This is a genomic window from Streptomyces apricus, from assembly GCF_008369065.1.
Taxonomy (GTDB): domain Bacteria; phylum Actinomycetota; class Actinomycetes; order Streptomycetales; family Streptomycetaceae; genus Streptomyces; species Streptomyces apricus.
Genome location: NZ_VDFC01000023.1, coordinates 170908 through 187676, shown reverse-complemented (window position 1 = coordinate 187676; position 16769 = coordinate 170908). Strand labels below are relative to the sequence as shown.

The window sequence follows — 16769 nt, the reverse complement described above, 5'->3', positions numbered from 1 at the left end:
ACGACGCCGGGCGCAGCTCCCGGCCGTCCGCCAATGATCAGACAGCAGCCGCTGCAACCACAGGGAGCGTTGTGTCCCGTCGCCTGTTCACCTCGGAGTCCGTGACCGAGGGCCACCCCGACAAGATCGCTGACCAGATCAGCGACACCATCCTCGATGCTCTTCTGCGTGAGGACCCGACGTCCCGGGTCGCCGTCGAGACCCTGATCACGACCGGCCTGGTGCACGTGGCCGGCGAGGTCACGACCAAGGCCTACGCGCCCATCGCCCAGCTCGTGCGCGACAAGATCCTCGAGATCGGCTACGACTCGTCGAAGAAGGGCTTCGACGGCGCGTCCTGTGGCGTGTCCGTGTCGATCGGCTCGCAGTCCCCCGACATCGCGCAGGGCGTCGACACCGCGTACGAGAAGAGGGTCGAGGGTGCCGCCGCGGGTGACGAGGGCGACGAGCTCGACAAGCAGGGCGCCGGCGACCAGGGCCTGATGTTCGGGTACGCGACCGACGAGACCCCGGAGCTCATGCCGCTCCCGATCCACCTCGCCCACCGGCTCTCGCGCCGCCTGTCCGAGGTCCGCAAGAACGGGACGATCCCCTACCTGCGTCCCGACGGCAAGACCCAGGTCACCATCGAGTACGACGGCGACAAGGCGGTCCGCCTGGACACGGTCGTCGTCTCCTCGCAGCACGCGTCGGACATCGACCTGGACTCGCTGCTGGCGCCCGACATCCGCGAGTTCGTGGTGGAGCCCGAGCTGAAGGCGCTCCTGGACGACGGCATCAAGCTGGAGACCGAGGGCTACCGGCTGCTGGTCAACCCGACCGGCCGCTTCGAGATCGGCGGCCCGATGGGCGACGCCGGCCTGACCGGCCGAAAGATCATCATCGACACGTACGGCGGCATGGCCCGCCACGGCGGCGGCGCGTTCTCCGGCAAGGACCCGTCCAAGGTCGACCGCTCCGCCGCGTACGCCATGCGCTGGGTCGCCAAGAACGTCGTCGCGGCGGGCCTCGCCTCCCGCTGCGAGGTCCAGGTCGCCTACGCGATCGGCAAGGCCGAGCCCGTCGGTCTCTTCGTCGAGACCTTCGGCACCGCGAAGGTCGACGCGGAGAAGATCGAGACCGCGATCACCGAGGTCTTCGACCTGCGCCCGGCCGCGATCATCCGCGACCTCGACCTGCTGCGCCCGATCTACGCCCGGACCGCCGCGTACGGCCACTTCGGCCGCGCGCTCCCCGAGTTCACCTGGGAGAGGACGGACCGGGTGGACGCCCTGCGCAAGGCGGCCGGCCTGTAGCCGCCGCTCGTCCCTTCGTCCGCCGGGGCCCGGCATCCTTCGGGGTGCCGGGCCCCGGCGTCCTCCCGTGCGGGCCGCGGGGCGGTGTCGGTGCGGTCTGGTAGGAATGCTGCTGTGAGCAGCGAGGACGGGCAGGCGCGGGGCGGGGCCGAGGGGGTGCCGCCCGAGCAGCTCGCGCTGATCCGGGACGCCGTGCGCAAGGCGCCGCGAGCCAAGCCGCGGACCTGGCGCGGGGCCGCGCTCGCCAAGGACCTGCCCGTCGCGCGCGTGCTCGTCGACAAGGGCGTGCTGCACCTGGACCGCTACTTCGACTACGCCGTGCCCGAGGAGCTCGACGCCGACGCGCAGCCGGGGGTGCGGGTGCGCGTGCGGTTCGGAGCCGGGCGGCACCGGGTGCGGGAGGGACGGCGCGAGGGCGGCGGACTGATCGACGGGTACCTCGTCGAGCGCCTCGCCGAGTCGGACTACTCCGGGCCCCTCGCGGCCCTCGCCCAGGTCGTGTCGCCCGAACCCGTACTGAGCGAGGAGCTGCTCGGCCTCGCGCGCGCCGTCGCCGACCGGTACGCGGGAAGCCTGGCCGACGTGCTGCAACTGGCCGTCCCGCCGCGCAACGCCCGGGCCGAGGCGAAGCCGTCGCCCGAGCCGCTGCCCGTGCCGCCGGCGCCCGACGCGGGGCCCTGGACCAGGTACGCGCGGGGAGCCGCCTTCATCGAGTCGCTCGCGGGCGGCGGCACCCCCCGGGCCGTGTGGAACGCGCTGCCGGGTCCGGCCTGGGCCGAGGAGCTGGCCCGGGCCGTGGCGGCGACGCTCGCCTCGGGGCGCGGCGCGCTCGTCGTCGTGCCGGACGGGCGGGCCGTCACCCGTGTCGACGCCGCGCTGACCTCGGTGCTCGGGGAGGGCCACCATGCGGTGCTCACCGCGGAGGCGGGCCCCGAGAAGCGCTACCGGCAGTGGCTGGCCGTGCGGCGCGGGTCCGTACGGGCCGTGGTGGGCACCAGGGCCGCCATGTTCGCGCCGGTCCGCGACCTGGGCCTGGTGGCCCTCTGGGACGACGGGGACGGCAGCCACAGCGAGCTGCACGCACCGCAGCCGCACGCCAGGGAGGTGCTGCTGCTGCGGGCCGCCCACGACCGGTGCGCCTTCCTGCTCGGGAGCTGGAGCTGCACCGTCGAGGCGGCGCAGCTCGTCGAGAGCGGCTGGGCGGGCCCGATCGTCGCCGGACGCGAGCAGGTGCGGGCGGCGGCGCCGCTCGTACGGACGGTGGGGGACCAGGACCTCGCGCGCGACGAGGCCGCCCGCGCCGCGCGCCTGCCCACCCTCGCCTGGCAGGCGGTACGGGAAGGGCTCAAGCAGGGGCCCGTACTGGTGCAGGTGCCCCGGCGCGGCTACGTACCGCGGATGGCCTGCGCGCAGTGCCGGGCGCCCGCCCGCTGCCGGCACTGCGCCGGGCCGCTGGAGGGACAGGACGCCGGGGGCCTGCGGTGCGGCTGGTGCGGGCGGGAGGAGGGCGCCTGGCACTGCCCCGAGTGCGGCGGTTTCCGGCTGCGGGCGCAGGTCGTGGGCGCCCGGCGGACCGCCGAGGAGCTGGGGCGCGCGTTCCCCGCGGTGCCCGTGCGGACCTCGGGGCGCGAGCAGGTGCTGGACACGGTGCCGGGGTCGCCCGCCCTCGTCGTCAGCACGCCGGGTGCGGAGCCCGTGGCCGAGGGCGGCTACGCGGCGGCGCTGCTGCTCGACGGCTGGGCGATGCTCGGGCGGCCCGACCTGCGGGCCGGCGAGGAGGCGCTGCGGCGCTGGATCGACGCGGCGGCGCTGGTACGGGGGCAGGGGGACGGCGGGACCGTGGTGGTCGTCGCCGAGCCGACCCTGCGGCCCGTGCAGGCGCTGGTGCGGTGGGACCCGGTCGGGCACGCCGTCCGCGAGCTGGCCGAGCGGGCCGAGCTGGGGTTCCCGCCGGTGTCCCGGATGGCGGCCGTGTCCGGCACCGCGGAGGCGCTCGCCGGATTCCTCGCCGCGGTCGAACTGCCCGGCGAGGCCGAGGTGCTGGGCCCGGTCCCGGTGCCGCCGGCGGATCCGGGGCGGCCGCGGCGCCCGGGTGCGCCGCCGGCGGGGGAGCCGTGGGAGCGGGCGCTGATCCGGGTGCCGCCCGGCAGGGGCGCCGCGCTGGCGTCCGCCCTGAAGAGCGCCCAGGCCGCCCGGACGGCGCGCGGCGGGAGCGGGGGCGGCGCGGGGAACGAGGCGGTACGGATCCGCGTCGACCCGCCCGACATCGGGTGACCGGGAGACGCCCACGCGTGCGCCCCCGAGGGTTCCGGTCTCGGGGGCGCACGCGCGCCCGGCGCGGGGCGAGCGGGGTGGACGGGCGCCCGCGTCAGCCGTTGCGCGGGCTGGGGAAGGCGCCGGGCCTGGCCTCCTCGCGCAGGGTGGGGCTCCCCGCCGTGGGCTGCGTCGGCATGGGCAGCGGCATCGAGCGGGCGGCCGGGACCGTGGGCATCCCGGTGTTGACGGCGATGCGGGCCCCTGAGGGCTCCGTCGCGCGCTCGGCCTCGGCGGCGGCCTGCGCGGTCGCCCGGCGGGCGCCGTAACGGCGGTGCACCGCCTGCTTCGTGACCCCGAGGGCCGAGCCCACCGCGTCCCACGAGAAACCCAGTGAGCGGTCGAAGTCCACGGCGGCCGTGACCAGCGTCTCGACGCTGTCCCGCAGCTCCTGCGCGAGACGGACGGTCGGAGCGGGGGCACGCCCGTAGACGACGAAGCCCGCGGAGGGGCCTGAGCGGCGCGGTCGGTAGACGTTCCCCAGCTGGGCTGTCAGCGTGCGCAGAGCGTCCACCTGCCGGCGGACCCGCTCGATGTCCCGCACCAGCAGGTGCAGGCTGGCCCGAGCCTGGGCGTCGTGGGTTGCGTGGTCGGCCATGAACAAGCCTCTCGAACCGGCGTTGAAAAGGTCCGGGCCGCGATTGCGGCCCGTTTTGGTCAACTCTTTCTTGACAACGCGCTTCACCCTGAGTGGTCACGCACGAGGGGCGCGGGGGCATATGCGTACGCCCCCGGCGGTCGGGCGGCGCCCGTTGCGACGCGGGGCGGTCCTCGCCCCCGTACGGACCCGGGGTGCGGCCCATAGACTGGTGCGCTGCCCGCCGTACCACCGCCCGAGAGGCCGACTGCCACCCATGAAGCTCGTCTTCGCAGGCACCCCCGAGGTCGCCGTTCCCGCTCTGGACGCCCTGATCGCCTCCGGGCGCCACGAGGTGGCCGCCGTCGTCACGCGGCCCGACGCGCCGGCCGGACGGGGGCGCAGGCTCGTCGCGAGCCCCGTTGCACAGCGTGCCGAGCACGCCGGGATCGAGGTGCTCAAGCCGGCGAAGCCGCGCGACGAGGACTTCCTCGCGCGGCTGCGGGAGATCGCCCCGGACTGCTGCCCCGTCGTGGCGTACGGCGCGCTGCTGCCGCGGGTCGCGCTCGACGTCCCCGCCCACGGGTGGGTCAACCTGCACTTCTCGCTGCTGCCCGCCTGGCGCGGGGCGGCGCCCGTGCAGCACGCGGTGATGGCCGGGGACGAGATCACCGGCGCCTCCACCTTCCTCATCGAGGAGGGGCTCGACTCCGGGCCCGTGTACGGGACCGTCACCGAGGAGGTGCGGCCCACCGACACCAGCGGGGACCTGCTGACGCGGCTCGCCTTCGCCGGGTCCGGGCTGCTCGCCGCGACCATGGACGGCATCGAGGACGGCACGCTGAAGGCGGTGCCGCAGCCGGCCGACGGGGTCACCCTGGCGCCGAAGATCACCGTCGAGGACGCGCGGGTGGACTGGAGCGCGCCGGCGCTGCGCGTCGACCGGGTCGTCCGGGGCTGCACGCCCGCGCCCGGGGCGTGGACCGTGTTCCGCGGGGAGCGGCTGAAGCTGATCCAGGCCGTGCCCGTTCCCGAGCGGACGGATCTGGCGCCGGGGGCGCTGGCGGTCGGCAAGAACAGCGTGCACGTGGGGACCGGGTCGTACGCGATCGAGCTGCTGTGGGTGCAGGCGCAGGGGAAGAAGCCGATGCGGGCCGCGGACTGGGCCCGGGGGGTCCGGATCGGGTCGGGCGAGGTGGTCGGGGCCTGACGGGTGCCCTGCGGGCGGCTGGGCGGGGTTCGGGTCCGGCCGGTGTGGTCGCGCAGTTCCCCGCGCCCCTATCGGGGCGCCCCCTGCGGGAGCGCGGCGGACATCGTGCGACGTAACCTTGGGGGGTATCTCTTCCACTGAGCCGGAGCACCTTTTTCGTGAGTGAGCAGCCTCGTCGGGGTCGTCAGCAGAGCAAGCCGTACCGCCGTCCGAAGAAGGACCCCGTGCGGATGCTCGCCTTCGATGCGTTGCGGGCGGTGGATGAGCGGGACGCGTACGCGAACCTCGTCCTGCCGCCGCTGCTGCGCAAGGCGCGCGAGAACGGCGACTTCGACGGGCGGGACGCGGCCCTGGCCACCGAGCTGGTGTACGGGACGCTGCGCCGGCAGGGCACGTACGACGCGATCATCGCGGCCTGCGTGGACCGGCCGCTGCGCGAGGTCGACCCGCCGGTCCTTGACGTGCTGAGCCTGGGCGCCCACCAGTTGCTCGGCACGCGCATCCCGACCCACGCCGCCGTGTCGGCGACCGTCGACCTCGCGCGGATCGTGCTCGGCGACGGGCGGGCGAAGTTCGTCAACGCCGTCCTGCGCAAGATCTCGCGGCAGGAGCTGGACGCCTGGATCGAGCAGGTCGCCCCGCCCTACGAGGAGGACGCCGAGGACCACCTCGCCGTCGTCCACTCGCATCCGCGGTGGATCGTCTCCGCGCTGTGGGACTCGCTGGGCGGCGGGCGCGCCGGCATCGAGGACCTGCTGGAGGCCGACAACGAACGGCCCGAGGTGACCCTGGTCGCCCGCCCCGGCCGCTCCACCGCCGACGAGCTCCTCGGCGCGCTCGGCGAGGAGACGGCGCTGCCGGGACGCTGGTCGCCGTACGCCGTGCGGCTCTCCGAGGGCGGTGAGCCGGGGGCGATCGACGCCGTGCGCGAAGGGCGCGCCGGCGTCCAGGACGAGGGCAGCCAGCTCGTGGCGCTCGCGCTCGCCAACGCGCCCCTGGACGGGCCCGACCGGGCCTGGCTCGACGGGTGCGCGGGGCCCGGCGGCAAGGCCGCGATGCTCGCCGGCCTCGCCGCGCAGCGCGGGGCCGTGCTGCTCGCCTCCGAGAAGCAGCCGCACCGGGCCGGGCTGGTGGCGAAGGCGCTCGCCGGGAACCCCGGGCCGTACCAGGTGATCGCCGCCGACGGGACGCGGCCGCCGTGGCGCCCGGGGACCTTCGACCGCGTCCTGATGGACGTGCCCTGCACGGGGCTCGGTGCCCTGAGGCGGCGGCCCGAGGCCCGCTGGCGGCGGCGGCCTTCCGACCTGGACGGGTTCGCGCCGCTGCAGCGCGGGCTGCTGCGCACCGCGCTCGACTCGGTGCGGGTCGGCGGTGTCGTCGGGTACGCCACCTGCTCGCCGCACCTCGCCGAGACCCGGGCCGTGGTCGACGACGTGCTCAAGGAGCAGGCCGCCGAACTCCTCGACGCCCGCCCGCTCCTGCCGGACGTCCCGGCCCTCGGCGACGGCCCGGACATCCAGCTCTGGCCGCACCTGCACGGCACGGACGCGATGTACCTGGCCCTGATCCGCCGCACCGGCTGACCGACGGGCTCACCGATCGACCGGCTGACCGGCCGACTGACCGGCCGGCTGCCCGCGGAACGGCTACTCCGGCGGGCCGCCGTGCCGTGCCGGTGACTCCGCGGCGGCCGTCGCCTGGTCAGGGCCCGGGTCCGGCGGGCGGCCCGGATCCCCGGCGCCGTCCGTCCCGCCGCCCGTTGCGCCGTCCGTGTGCGACAGCCGGTGCGGCCACCACACCTTCGGGCCGACGTCCAGGAACAACGACGTCACGAGGACCGAGCGCACGACGAACGTGTCGAGGAGGACGCCCAGGGCCACCGCGAAACCGATCTCGGCGAAGGCCACCATCGGGAGCGTGCCGAGGGCGGCGAAGGTGCCCGCGAGGACCAGGCCCGCCGACGTGATGACCGCGCCGGTGGCGGCCAGCGCGGTGACCACCCCCGTGCGCGTGCCCTGGCGGGCGGCCTCCTCGCGGATGCGGGTGGTGAGGAAGATGTTGTAGTCGATGCCCAGGGCCACCAGGAAGACGAAGACGAAGAGCGGGAAGTCCGTCGACTCGCCCGCGTAGTCGAAGACGTGCCGGAACGCGAGCGCGCTGATGCCCAGCGCGGTGGCGAAGGACAGCACCACCGTGCCGATCAGCAGCAGCGGGGCGACCAGCGCGCGCAGCAGGACGCACAGGATCAGCAGCACCACGACCAGCACCAGCGGGATGATCACGAGGTTGTCGCGGGTCGTCGCCCGGTCCATGTCGAGCAGGGCGGCCGTGCCGCCGCCCACCTGCGCGTCCGCGTCCGGCACCGCGTGCACGGCGTCCCGCACCCGCTCCACGGTCCGCTTCGCCGCCTCGCTGTCCGCGGGCGCGGTCATGGTCGCCTCGAAGAGGACCTTGCCGTCGTCCTGCGCCTTCGTGCCGGGCGGCCGGCCGAGGGAGCGCGGTACGACACCGGGGGTGTCCGCGACGGCCCGGCGCACATCCAGGGCCTGCGCGCGGTCGCCGATGACGACCAGCGGGTCGCCGCTGCCCGCCGGGAAGTACCGCGCGGACACCTCCTGGCCGACGATCGAGTCGGGCTTGTCGGTGAAGGAGTCGGCGTTGCTGATCCCCTCCGCGCGCAGCTGCAGGAGACCCAGGGACAGGAACGCGAGCGTCGCCGCTGTGACCGCCCACACCAGCCGCGGACGGTGCGAGAAGCGGCTGCCCATCCGCGCCCAGACCCCGAGCTCGCTCGGGTCCTGGGAACCGAACCGGGGGGTCACCGGCCAGAAGATCCAGCGGCCGAAGATCACCAGCAGGGCCGGGAAGAGCGTCAGCATCGCGACCAGCGCCACGGCCACGCCGATGGCGGCGACCGGGCCGAGCCCCCGCGTCGAGTTCATCTCGGCGGCGAGCAGCACCAGCATGCTCAGCACGACGGTGGCGCCGGACGCGATCACGGCCGGGCCCGCCCGGTGCAGGGCCAGCTCCATCGCCTCGTGGCGGTCCTCGTGGCGGCGCAGCTCCTCCCGGTAGCGGGCGACCAGGAGCAGGGCGTAGTCCGTCCCCGCGCCGAAGACGAGCACCGTGAGGATGCCCGCGCTCTGGCCGTTGACGGTCAGCCCCGCGTGCTCCGCGAGCAGGTAGATCAGCGCCTGCGCGGTGAACAGCGCGGCGACCACGCCGAGCAGCGGGACCACCAGCAGGGTCGGGCTGCGGTAGGTGATCAGCAGCGTCACCACCACGACGGCCATCGCCGAGAACAGCAGGGTGGAGTCGATGCCCTCGAAGGCCTCGGAGAAGTCGGCGGACGTGCCGCCCGGGCCGGTGATGTGCACGGCGAGGCCGTCGCCGCCCTTCCCGACGTCCTCGCGGATCGCGTCGACCGCCGGCGCGATGCGCTCCCACCCCTTCTCGTCCATGGTGATCGGCACGAGGACCTGGGCCGCCCGCGGGTCCGGCCTGCGGTCGAACACGGGGCCCCGGGTCTCCGCGCCGCGGATGCCCTGCTCGCGCAGCTCCGCCAGCTCCCGTACGTCCTCGGCGATGCGCACCCGGTCCCGTGCCGTGAGGCCGTCCGCGCGGGCGTAGACGACGATCGCGGGGATCTGCTCCGGCCGGAACCCCTCGGAGGCCTCCAGGACCTGGGTGGACTCGGCCGACCCCGGCAGCCAGGAGGCCGCGTCGTTGTCCTGGGCGTCGGCGAGCTTCTGGGCGAAGGGCGCCGTCACCACGAGCAGCACCAGCCACAGCCCCACCACGAGCCACTTGGACCGGCGGCCGCAGACCAGCCGGCCGACACCCCGCCGTCGCTTTCCCTGTGTGTCCGTCATGGCCATCCCCGTAGCCGCTCATGGAGCCGGTGGGCCGACAAGGATGGCACGGCCCGTCCGGCCGGCGCAGCCCCCGGACCGGTCCGGTCCCCGCCGGACGGCCCGCGGCGGGACCGGGGAGGGCAACCGGCGCCGGGCATGGCAGGCTTGGGGCATGGCCGCGCAGATCAACCCCAGCATCCTGTCCGCCGACTTCGCCCGCCTTGCCGAGGAGGCACGGGCGGTGGAGGGCGCCGACTGGCTGCACGTCGACGTGATGGACAACCACTTCGTCCCGAACCTCACGCTCGGCGTGCCGGTCGTAGAGGCCCTCGCGCGGGCGACGGACACCCCGCTGGACTGCCATCTGATGATCGAGGACGCCGATCGGTGGGCACCGCAGTACGTGGAGGCGGGGGCCGGTTCCGTCACCTTCCACGCCGAGGCCGCGGCGGCGCCCGTCCGTCTCGCCCGCGAGATCCGCGCCAAGGGCGCCCGCGCCTCCATGGCGCTCAAGCCCGCGACGCCGATCGAGCCGTACGAGGACCTGCTCCCCGAGCTCGACATGCTGCTGATCATGACCGTCGAGCCGGGCTTCGGCGGCCAGGCGTTCCTCGACATCATGCTGCCGAAGATCCGCCGCACCCGTGAGCTGATCGGCAAGCACGGCCTGGAGCTGTGGCTGCAGGTCGACGGCGGGGTCTCCGCGTCCACCATCGAGCGCTGCGCCGAGGCGGGGGCCGACGTCTTCGTCGCCGGCTCGGCCGTCTACGGGGCCGCCGACCCCGCCCAGGCGGTACGTGCATTGCGCACGCAGGCCGAGGAGGCGACGGCCCAGGCAGCATGGGCGTGCGACCACTGAACCAAGGGAACGTGAACGCCGCCCCACAGGGCTGATCAAGTACGCCGGATCTGCAAGGATGAACGGCGAGACCAGAGTGTGCACAGCAGTGAGGAGATCCCCGTGTCGGGTATGTCGGCGGGCCGTTCAGCCATGCGGATGGGACCCGCCGAGCTGGTGCAGGCGGCGGCCATGGCCCGCCGCTTCTATCTGGAGGGCAAGTCCAAGATCCAGATCGCCGAGGAGTTCGGCGTCAGCCGCTTCAAGGTGGCCCGGGTCCTGGAGACGGCCCTCGAACGGGATCTCGTGAGGATCGAGATCCGCGTCCCCGCAGAGCTGGACGCGGAGCGCTCCGACGCACTGCGCGCCCGCTACGGCCTGCGGCACGCCGTCGTCGTCGAGTCCCCGGCCGAGGCCGAGGAGTCGCCCGACCCGGAGAACCTCGGCGAGGTGGCCGCCGATCTGCTCGGAGAGCTCGTCGCCGAGGGCGACGTGCTCGGCCTCGCCTGGGGGCGCTCCACGATCCACATGGCCGCGGCGCTCGACCGGCTGCCGCCGTGCACGGTGGTGCAGCTGACGGGTGTCTACGACGCGGGGACGGCCGAGCGCGGCTCGGTCGAGGCCGTCCGCCGGGCCGCCCAGGTCTCCGGCGGCGACGCCCACCCCATCTACGCGCCCATGCTGCTGCCCGACGCGGCCACGGCCGCCGCGCTGCGCAGCCAGACGGGGATCGCCCGCGCCTTCGAGTACTTCGACAAGGTCACCGTGGCCTGCGTGTCCATCGGGTCCTGGGAGGCCGGGATCTCGACGGTGCACGACATGCTCACCGAGGAGGAGCGCGCCCACTACGCCTCCCTCGGGGTCGAGGCCGAGATGTCCGCGCACCTCTTCGACGTCGAGGGCCGCCGCGTCGGGCGCGACCTGGGGGAGCGGTGCATCACCGTCGAGGCCGACCGGCTGCGGCGCATCCCCGAGGTCGTCGCGATCGCCGGCGGGCAGCGCAAGTCGGGCGCCATCGACGCCGTGCTGCGCTCCGGCCTCGTCACCAGCCTGGTGACGGACACGGCGGCCGCGGACGCCCTGATGACGACGGGCCCGGCCCCGCGCCCGGCCCTGGACCGGGCGGACCCGGACGGGCTCTGAATCCGTCGCGGTACATCGAGGTACACCGTGGTCCGGCTCGGATTGTCGTGACACCCGGTGTCCACGGGTGGTTCGACGGCGCGCCGTGAGGGGACGGCCGTGGCGGCATCGACGACATGCTGCTCCGGTCCGTTCCCTGTCTGTCTTCCGGGCTGAGGGCCGTCTGGTGGCCCTGTTGGCCGGGCCGGCTGCTCGTCGTCGACGGACACCGGGCGACGCCTGTGCCCGGCGGGCAGCGGATCACCACGACGTCGTCGGACCCGCTGCCGGGCCAAGGCTCCGGAAGCTCGCGACCCTGCGGATACACCTCGGCGCACAACCGGTCATCCTGTCGCAACAGCCCCACATGGCCCCAAGGGTATGAATCAGTCATCTGCTGGAAACGATAGGTGGGGCGCGCACACCTGCCTCCAGGGGAAGGGTGCTGCCGAGCGGAGCGGGCAGCCGACGCGTGGCGCCGGACTTCCCAGCCGCCTGCCTGGAGCCGATCCGCGGAGGGGAGCCGAGCGATGGCACGGGAATGTATGACGGCGATGGCCGTTGGGCAGCAGCAGACGGGGCCGGAGAACGCTTGGCGGGTCCTGGAGGTCATCCGGGACTGGACCAAACACGCGGAGACCAAGGCCGCCACGATCATGGCGGCGGCCGGAGTGGTCGGTGGTGTCCTGTACAGCCTGGTCGCTGGTGGCGGGGACCGGTGGGACCACTCGCCTTGGTTCGCCGCTGCGGCTGTGGTGTCCGCCGTCTGTACGGTGGCGGCCGGGCTCACCGCCGGCCTGGTGCTGTGGCCCAGGCAACGGCTCTCCGGCGGCACCGAGCCCACCAGTCTGTTGTTCTACGACCACATAGGCCGCGAGCACCCCACGAGTCATGCCGACTACCGCGACCGGTTGAGTGAATTGCTGCGGGACGAGGACGCGTTGGTCGCTGCTGTCGCCGACCAGGTCTGGGCCAACGCGCTCGTGGCCCGACGCAAGTACCGATGGGTCGGCCGCAGCATCGTGTTGCTGTTGTTCGCCCTGACGGCCGTGGCGGTGGCGGCGATTCTCAGCGCGGCCGAGACGCTGGGGTAGCGGTGGGCAAGGGCCGATCTCCCGAATTGGACACGCTGCCGCGGATGTTCGCCGCACTGACCCGACCGGCCGGCCCCGACGGTGAGCGGCAGGAGTCGCTGACATGGTTTCGCGCGGCTTGGCCTGAACTGTCCACAGTTCTCGCGGCGTTGGCCGATGACGGGAACGATGAAGGCGTCCTGGACGTCATCCGGCAGTTGATCCCGTTCCTGGTGGCGGTCCACGACTGGAAGGGCACGGCCGACACGAGCCGTCTGGGCCTCGATGCCGCCGTCCGCCTGGATTCCATGGCAGACCGGGTGGACCTGTCGCAGAGCCTCGGCGCCGCGCTGCAGCGGATGGAACGTGATACCGAGGCGAAGGAGGCGTTCCGCCGAGCCGAGGAACTGGCCACCGAGTCGGGTGACCGGCGAGCCCGTGCGGCGGCGCTGGCCCACCTGGGGCAGCTGCGCCATCACCATGGTGATCTGCCGGAGGCCACCGAGTTGTTGCAACAGGCCGTGCTCGCCTACCGGAGCGCGGGGCACATCGCCGGGGAGGCTCGCACACTGGGGGATCTGGCGCCCCTGTTGCACCAACTCGGGGCACCCGTCGAGGCCGAGAGCTACGCTCGCCGGGCCCGGACGTTGTTCCATGACATCGGGGACCACGTACAGGAAGCCCGGGCGCTGCGGCTGATCGCGGCGGCCGAGGCCGAACGCCATGCGAACGAGGACGCGTTGCGCTCGCTCGACGACGCCGTGCGGCTCTTCGACGCGGTGGGGGCCGTGCACGAGGCGGTGGAAGCACTGCACACCGCCGCCCTGCTCCACCGGCGTGAGGGGAAAACGTCGGGCGCGCGGGCTGCCGCCGAACGGGCCCTGGACAGGGCGCGGGCGTCCGGCGACGCGACGGTGCGGGAGATCGAGCAGTTGCACGCGGTCGTGGAGGCGGAGGAGGCCTTGTCGGCGCTGCTGGCCGCACGGACAGAGGAAGATCGCACAGCGGCGGTCTCCCGGTATCCCGCGCTGCTGGGAGGGCTCGCGCTCCAGATGCTGATCCGCCAACGCGACACCGTCGACGTACTGATCGGCGACCGTGCCGCAGTCGGACACGAGAACACGGTCGGGCACGAGAGCGAGGTCGGACCGGGTGACACCGGGGACGCGGAGAACTCGGAAGCCGCGCGGCACGGCCTGCTGTCGGAAGGTGGTTCCGAAGACGTACAGGCCATGGCGTCCGCGCTGCGTGACCTGGTCGAGGAGAGGGACCTTGTCAACGAGAGTGAGGGGACTGGGAGTTCTGAGGCCATGGATGCCGTCCGGGACCATCTGGCGAAGGCGGACGAGAGGGCCGGGGTGATGGACGCCGCGCTGGACCATCTCGCGCGCCGACCGGACGGAGCGCTTGCCGACTGGCGCCGTATCGACTGGGCGGAGACCAGTCGGGTCGCCGGGGACACCGCCGACCGGCTGCCTGCCGAGCTTCCCGATCTGCTGCTGCGGCTGCTGACAACGGATCGGCCGGAGCGACGCGAGCCCCTTCTGCAGCGGCTCCTCGATGTGGTGCCTGCCGATCGCTTCCCCGCCGTACACGGACTCCACCTGGCCGAGTTGGCCCGGTTGTACGCGGCCGACACCGGCGAGCCCGACCACGAACGGGCCATCCGGCTCGCCGAGGACGCGCTGCGGTTGCTCGACCGGCCCGAGGCGCGCGACAAATGGGCGGCGACACAGACGTTCCTGGGGTCGGTCTGGCGGGCCCGCCGCCTGGGCGACAAGGGCGACAACATCGACCGTGCGCAGGGTGCATTCCGCGCGGCTCTCACCCACTACCGGCGCCGCACAGCCCCTGTGGAGTGGGCGGCGACCATGGTCAACCTGGCCAACGCCTACTGGGAATACCCGCACGACCGGGTACGCAACCTGCGCCGAGCGCTGGCCCGCCACACCGCCGCCCTGACGGTGTTCACCAGAAGCGACCATCCGGACCGCTGGGCCGCCGTACAGAACAACGTGGGCCTCGTCCTGTCCGATCCGGCCCTGGCAGCCGACCCCGACTCCCTCGAACTGGGGCGCCGCCAGCTGGAACAGGCCCTGAACATGCGTGAACTGGGCCCGCGCCAACGGGTCGCGGCCCTGACCAACCTCAGCCGCTGCTACCGCATGCGGGTGCGGGGGGATCACGACGGCAACCACAGCACCGCGTTGCGCCACGCGCGGGCCGCCTTCGACCTGTCCGAGCAACTCGGGCAGCGCCATGACATGGCGAACGCCGCCACCGCCGTCGCCGACGCCCTGGCCAACGCGGCCGTGAGGGACGAAGAGGGAAGGACGTCCCTGGACGAGGCGGTGACGTGGTACCGGCGGGCGCTCGACCTGGCCCCCGCCGACGAGGACCCGCTGATGCACGCCGCCATCGCCGACAACCTGGCCGGCACCCTGGTCCAGCGCGCCGAGCCGTCCCCCGAGGACTTCCGTACCGCCATCGCCCTCCACGAGTCGGCCCTGCGCGCGTACGAGACGCACGGGAACCCGCTGGAGGCGGCGCGCGCCCGTTACAACCTGGCCGCCACCCTGCGCCGCGGTGACCGGCCCGACCCGGGGCGGGCCATCGCCCTGCTGGAACACAGCCTCGACGTGCGTACCCCGGACGTCGTTCCCCTGGAGTGGGCCGAGTCCGCCACCGAACTGGCCAGGGCCTGGATGACATGGCAGGACGCACCGGGCGGCCCTGAACGCTTCCGTGACGCGGCCGGCATCCTGCGAAAGGTCGTCCCGGTCGTCACCGCGGCCGGCGCGAGCGGTCACGCCCGCCGCGCCTGGGGCCTCCTCGGCGACGCGGAGGCGGAACGCGGCAACTGGGTCTCCGCCGCCGACGCCTACGAACAGGCCCTGGCCGCGGCCGAGCGGCTGTACCAGGTGGCGATTCTGCCCGGCGGGAAGGAAGCCGAACTCACGGAGACCGCCGACCTGCCCCGGGAGGCCGCCCATGCCCTGGCCCGGGCCGGCCGCCCGGAGCGCGCAGCCGCCGTTCTGGAGCAGCACCGGGCTCGGGCACTCGGCGACCGGCTCCAGCGCGACCGTGCGGAGCTGGCCGCCCTGTCCGTCGACCACGAGGCCGCCGTGACCGCGTACCAGGACGCCGTCCGGCGCATCCGTACCGTCGAGGCGCGGCAGCGGGAACCACGTACCACGGCCGCGTCGCCCGAGGACCAGCGCCGGCTGCGCGCGGCGATGACCGACGCGCAGGCCCAACTGAACGCCGCAGTTGAGGCGATCAGGGGGCTGCCTTCCTACGGCGACTTCATGCGGGCGACTCCGGAACCGGCAGTGGACGAGGCCACGGCGTCCGGACTGCCGTTGATCTACCTCGCGACCACGCGGCACGGCAGTGTCTGCCTGGTCGTCCGCCGTCCGCCGGGGCGGTCGGAGACGGTCGTGGAAGCGGTGCCGTGCCCACTGAGCGAGCCGGAAGTCCTGACCTGCCTGGCCCTGCACCCGTCCCTGGAGGAGGACGAGGACCTGACGGTGCTCCTCGACCTGCTCGGAGCACGGCTCGTCGGACCGCTGGCGGCACGCCTGCGCGCGCTGGACGTCACCCGGACCGTACTGGTGCCCACGGGAATCCTCGGTGTCCTGCCCGTCCATGCCTCCCGCTACCTGGTGGACGGCCGGCCGCGACACCTGTTCGACGACGTCGCCGTTTCCCACGTGCCGTCCGCGAGGGTGCTCGCCGCCGCCCGGGCCGGGACCACCGAACCGGGCCCCACAGAATCGCTGCGGCTGCTCGGCGTCGCGGAACCCCACCCCTGCGACCCGCCGCTGCCCTGGGCAGGACCCGAACTGGCCGCCGTGCGCCAGCTGTTCGCGACTCCCGGCGACTGCCTCACCGGCCGGGCCGCCACCAAGGACGCATTGCTGCGGGCCCTGTCGACGGCCACCCACCTGCACTTCGCCGGGCACGGCTACTACGACCCCGAGGAGCCGCTGGCCTCCCATCTGGCCCTGGCCGACGGCGAACACCTCACCCTGCGGGACCTCCTCGACGGACAGGCCTTGCGTGGAGTGCGCCTGGTCGTCGCGTCCGCCTGCCAGACGGCGGTGACGGACATGGCCCGCCTGCCGGACGAGTCGGTGGGCCTGCCGGCGGGACTGGTGCAGGCCGGGGCCACCGCCGTCATCGGCAGCCTGTGGGAGGTCAACGACCGTTCGACCGCGCTGCTGGTCGCCAGGATCTACGACTACCACCTGCACGGTGATCCCGAGCGGGGCGAACCCCCGACACCGCCCTCGGTCGCCCTGGCCCGGGCGCAGGCCTGGATGCGCGACGCGACCTCGCAGGAGCTCGACGCCTTCGCCGCACGGGTTGGCCTGCGCCGCCGCACCCACGCCCGCTACGCCGAACGCCCGTCCCACTGGGCGCCCTTCGTCCTCGTGGGCGATGGCTGACCGGACGGGACGAGGGGCGGGACAGATGCAGGGGTT

Annotated in this window: 10 protein-coding genes; 8 read left to right on the top strand and 2 right to left on the bottom strand. The window is 73.9% G+C overall.

Annotated features, from left to right (window positions below; genetic code table 11):
- Nucleotides 1-71 precede the first annotated feature (71 nt).
- A complete protein-coding gene (gene metK, locus FGF04_RS08135; protein WP_149510561.1) occupies nucleotides 72-1295 on the top strand; it encodes a methionine adenosyltransferase in 1224 nt (407 codons plus the stop codon).
- 114 nt (nucleotides 1296-1409) lie between these two features.
- Complete coding sequence (locus FGF04_RS08130; protein ID WP_149510560.1) at nucleotides 1410-3569, top strand: primosomal protein N'; 2160 nt, start codon at nucleotides 1410-1412, stop codon at nucleotides 3567-3569.
- Between the two features lie 94 nt (nucleotides 3570-3663).
- Here the strand turns inward: FGF04_RS08130 and FGF04_RS08125 are convergent, their stop codons facing one another.
- Nucleotides 3664-4206, bottom strand: a complete 543-nt coding sequence (locus FGF04_RS08125; RefSeq protein WP_149510559.1) for a hypothetical protein — start codon at nucleotides 4204-4206, stop codon at nucleotides 3664-3666.
- A gap of 256 nt (nucleotides 4207-4462) precedes the next feature.
- Here FGF04_RS08125 and fmt point away from each other — a divergent pair, with 256 nt between their 5' ends.
- Nucleotides 4463-5395 (top strand): methionyl-tRNA formyltransferase, encoded by a 933-nt coding sequence (gene fmt / locus FGF04_RS08120; RefSeq protein ID WP_149510558.1) that lies wholly within the window; start codon nucleotides 4463-4465, stop codon nucleotides 5393-5395.
- Nucleotides 5396-5553: 158 nt separating this feature from the next.
- Entirely contained in the window at nucleotides 5554-6978 is a 1425-nt protein-coding gene (locus FGF04_RS08115) for an RsmB/NOP family class I SAM-dependent RNA methyltransferase (RefSeq protein ID WP_149510557.1), read from the top strand.
- A 63-nt stretch (nucleotides 6979-7041) separates the two neighbouring features.
- Here FGF04_RS08115 and FGF04_RS08110 read toward each other — a convergent pair whose 3' ends face one another.
- Entirely contained in the window at nucleotides 7042-9267 is a 2226-nt protein-coding gene (locus FGF04_RS08110) for an MMPL family transporter (RefSeq protein ID WP_149510556.1), read from the bottom strand.
- Nucleotides 9268-9421: 154 nt separating this feature from the next.
- Between FGF04_RS08110 and rpe the strand changes: the two genes are divergently transcribed.
- From rpe to FGF04_RS08090, 4 genes are all read left to right on the top strand, one after another.
- Nucleotides 9422-10108 carry a ribulose-phosphate 3-epimerase gene (gene rpe, locus FGF04_RS08105; RefSeq protein WP_149510555.1) on the top strand — a complete coding sequence of 229 codons (687 nt, stop codon included), beginning with the start codon at nucleotides 9422-9424 and terminating at the stop codon, nucleotides 10106-10108.
- 78 nt (nucleotides 10109-10186) lie between these two features.
- A complete protein-coding gene (locus FGF04_RS08100; protein ID WP_149510554.1) occupies nucleotides 10187-11230 on the top strand; it encodes a sugar-binding transcriptional regulator in 1044 nt (347 codons plus the stop codon).
- 509 nt (nucleotides 11231-11739) lie between these two features.
- Nucleotides 11740-12303 (top strand): Pycsar system effector family protein, encoded by a 564-nt coding sequence (locus tag FGF04_RS08095; protein ID WP_149510553.1) that lies wholly within the window; start codon nucleotides 11740-11742, stop codon nucleotides 12301-12303.
- 149 nt (nucleotides 12304-12452) lie between these two features.
- Nucleotides 12453-16733: a CHAT domain-containing tetratricopeptide repeat protein gene (locus tag FGF04_RS08090; RefSeq protein WP_149510552.1), complete on the top strand. Its 4281-nt coding sequence runs from the start codon at nucleotides 12453-12455 to the stop codon at nucleotides 16731-16733.
- Nucleotides 16734-16769: the final 36 nt, after the last annotated feature.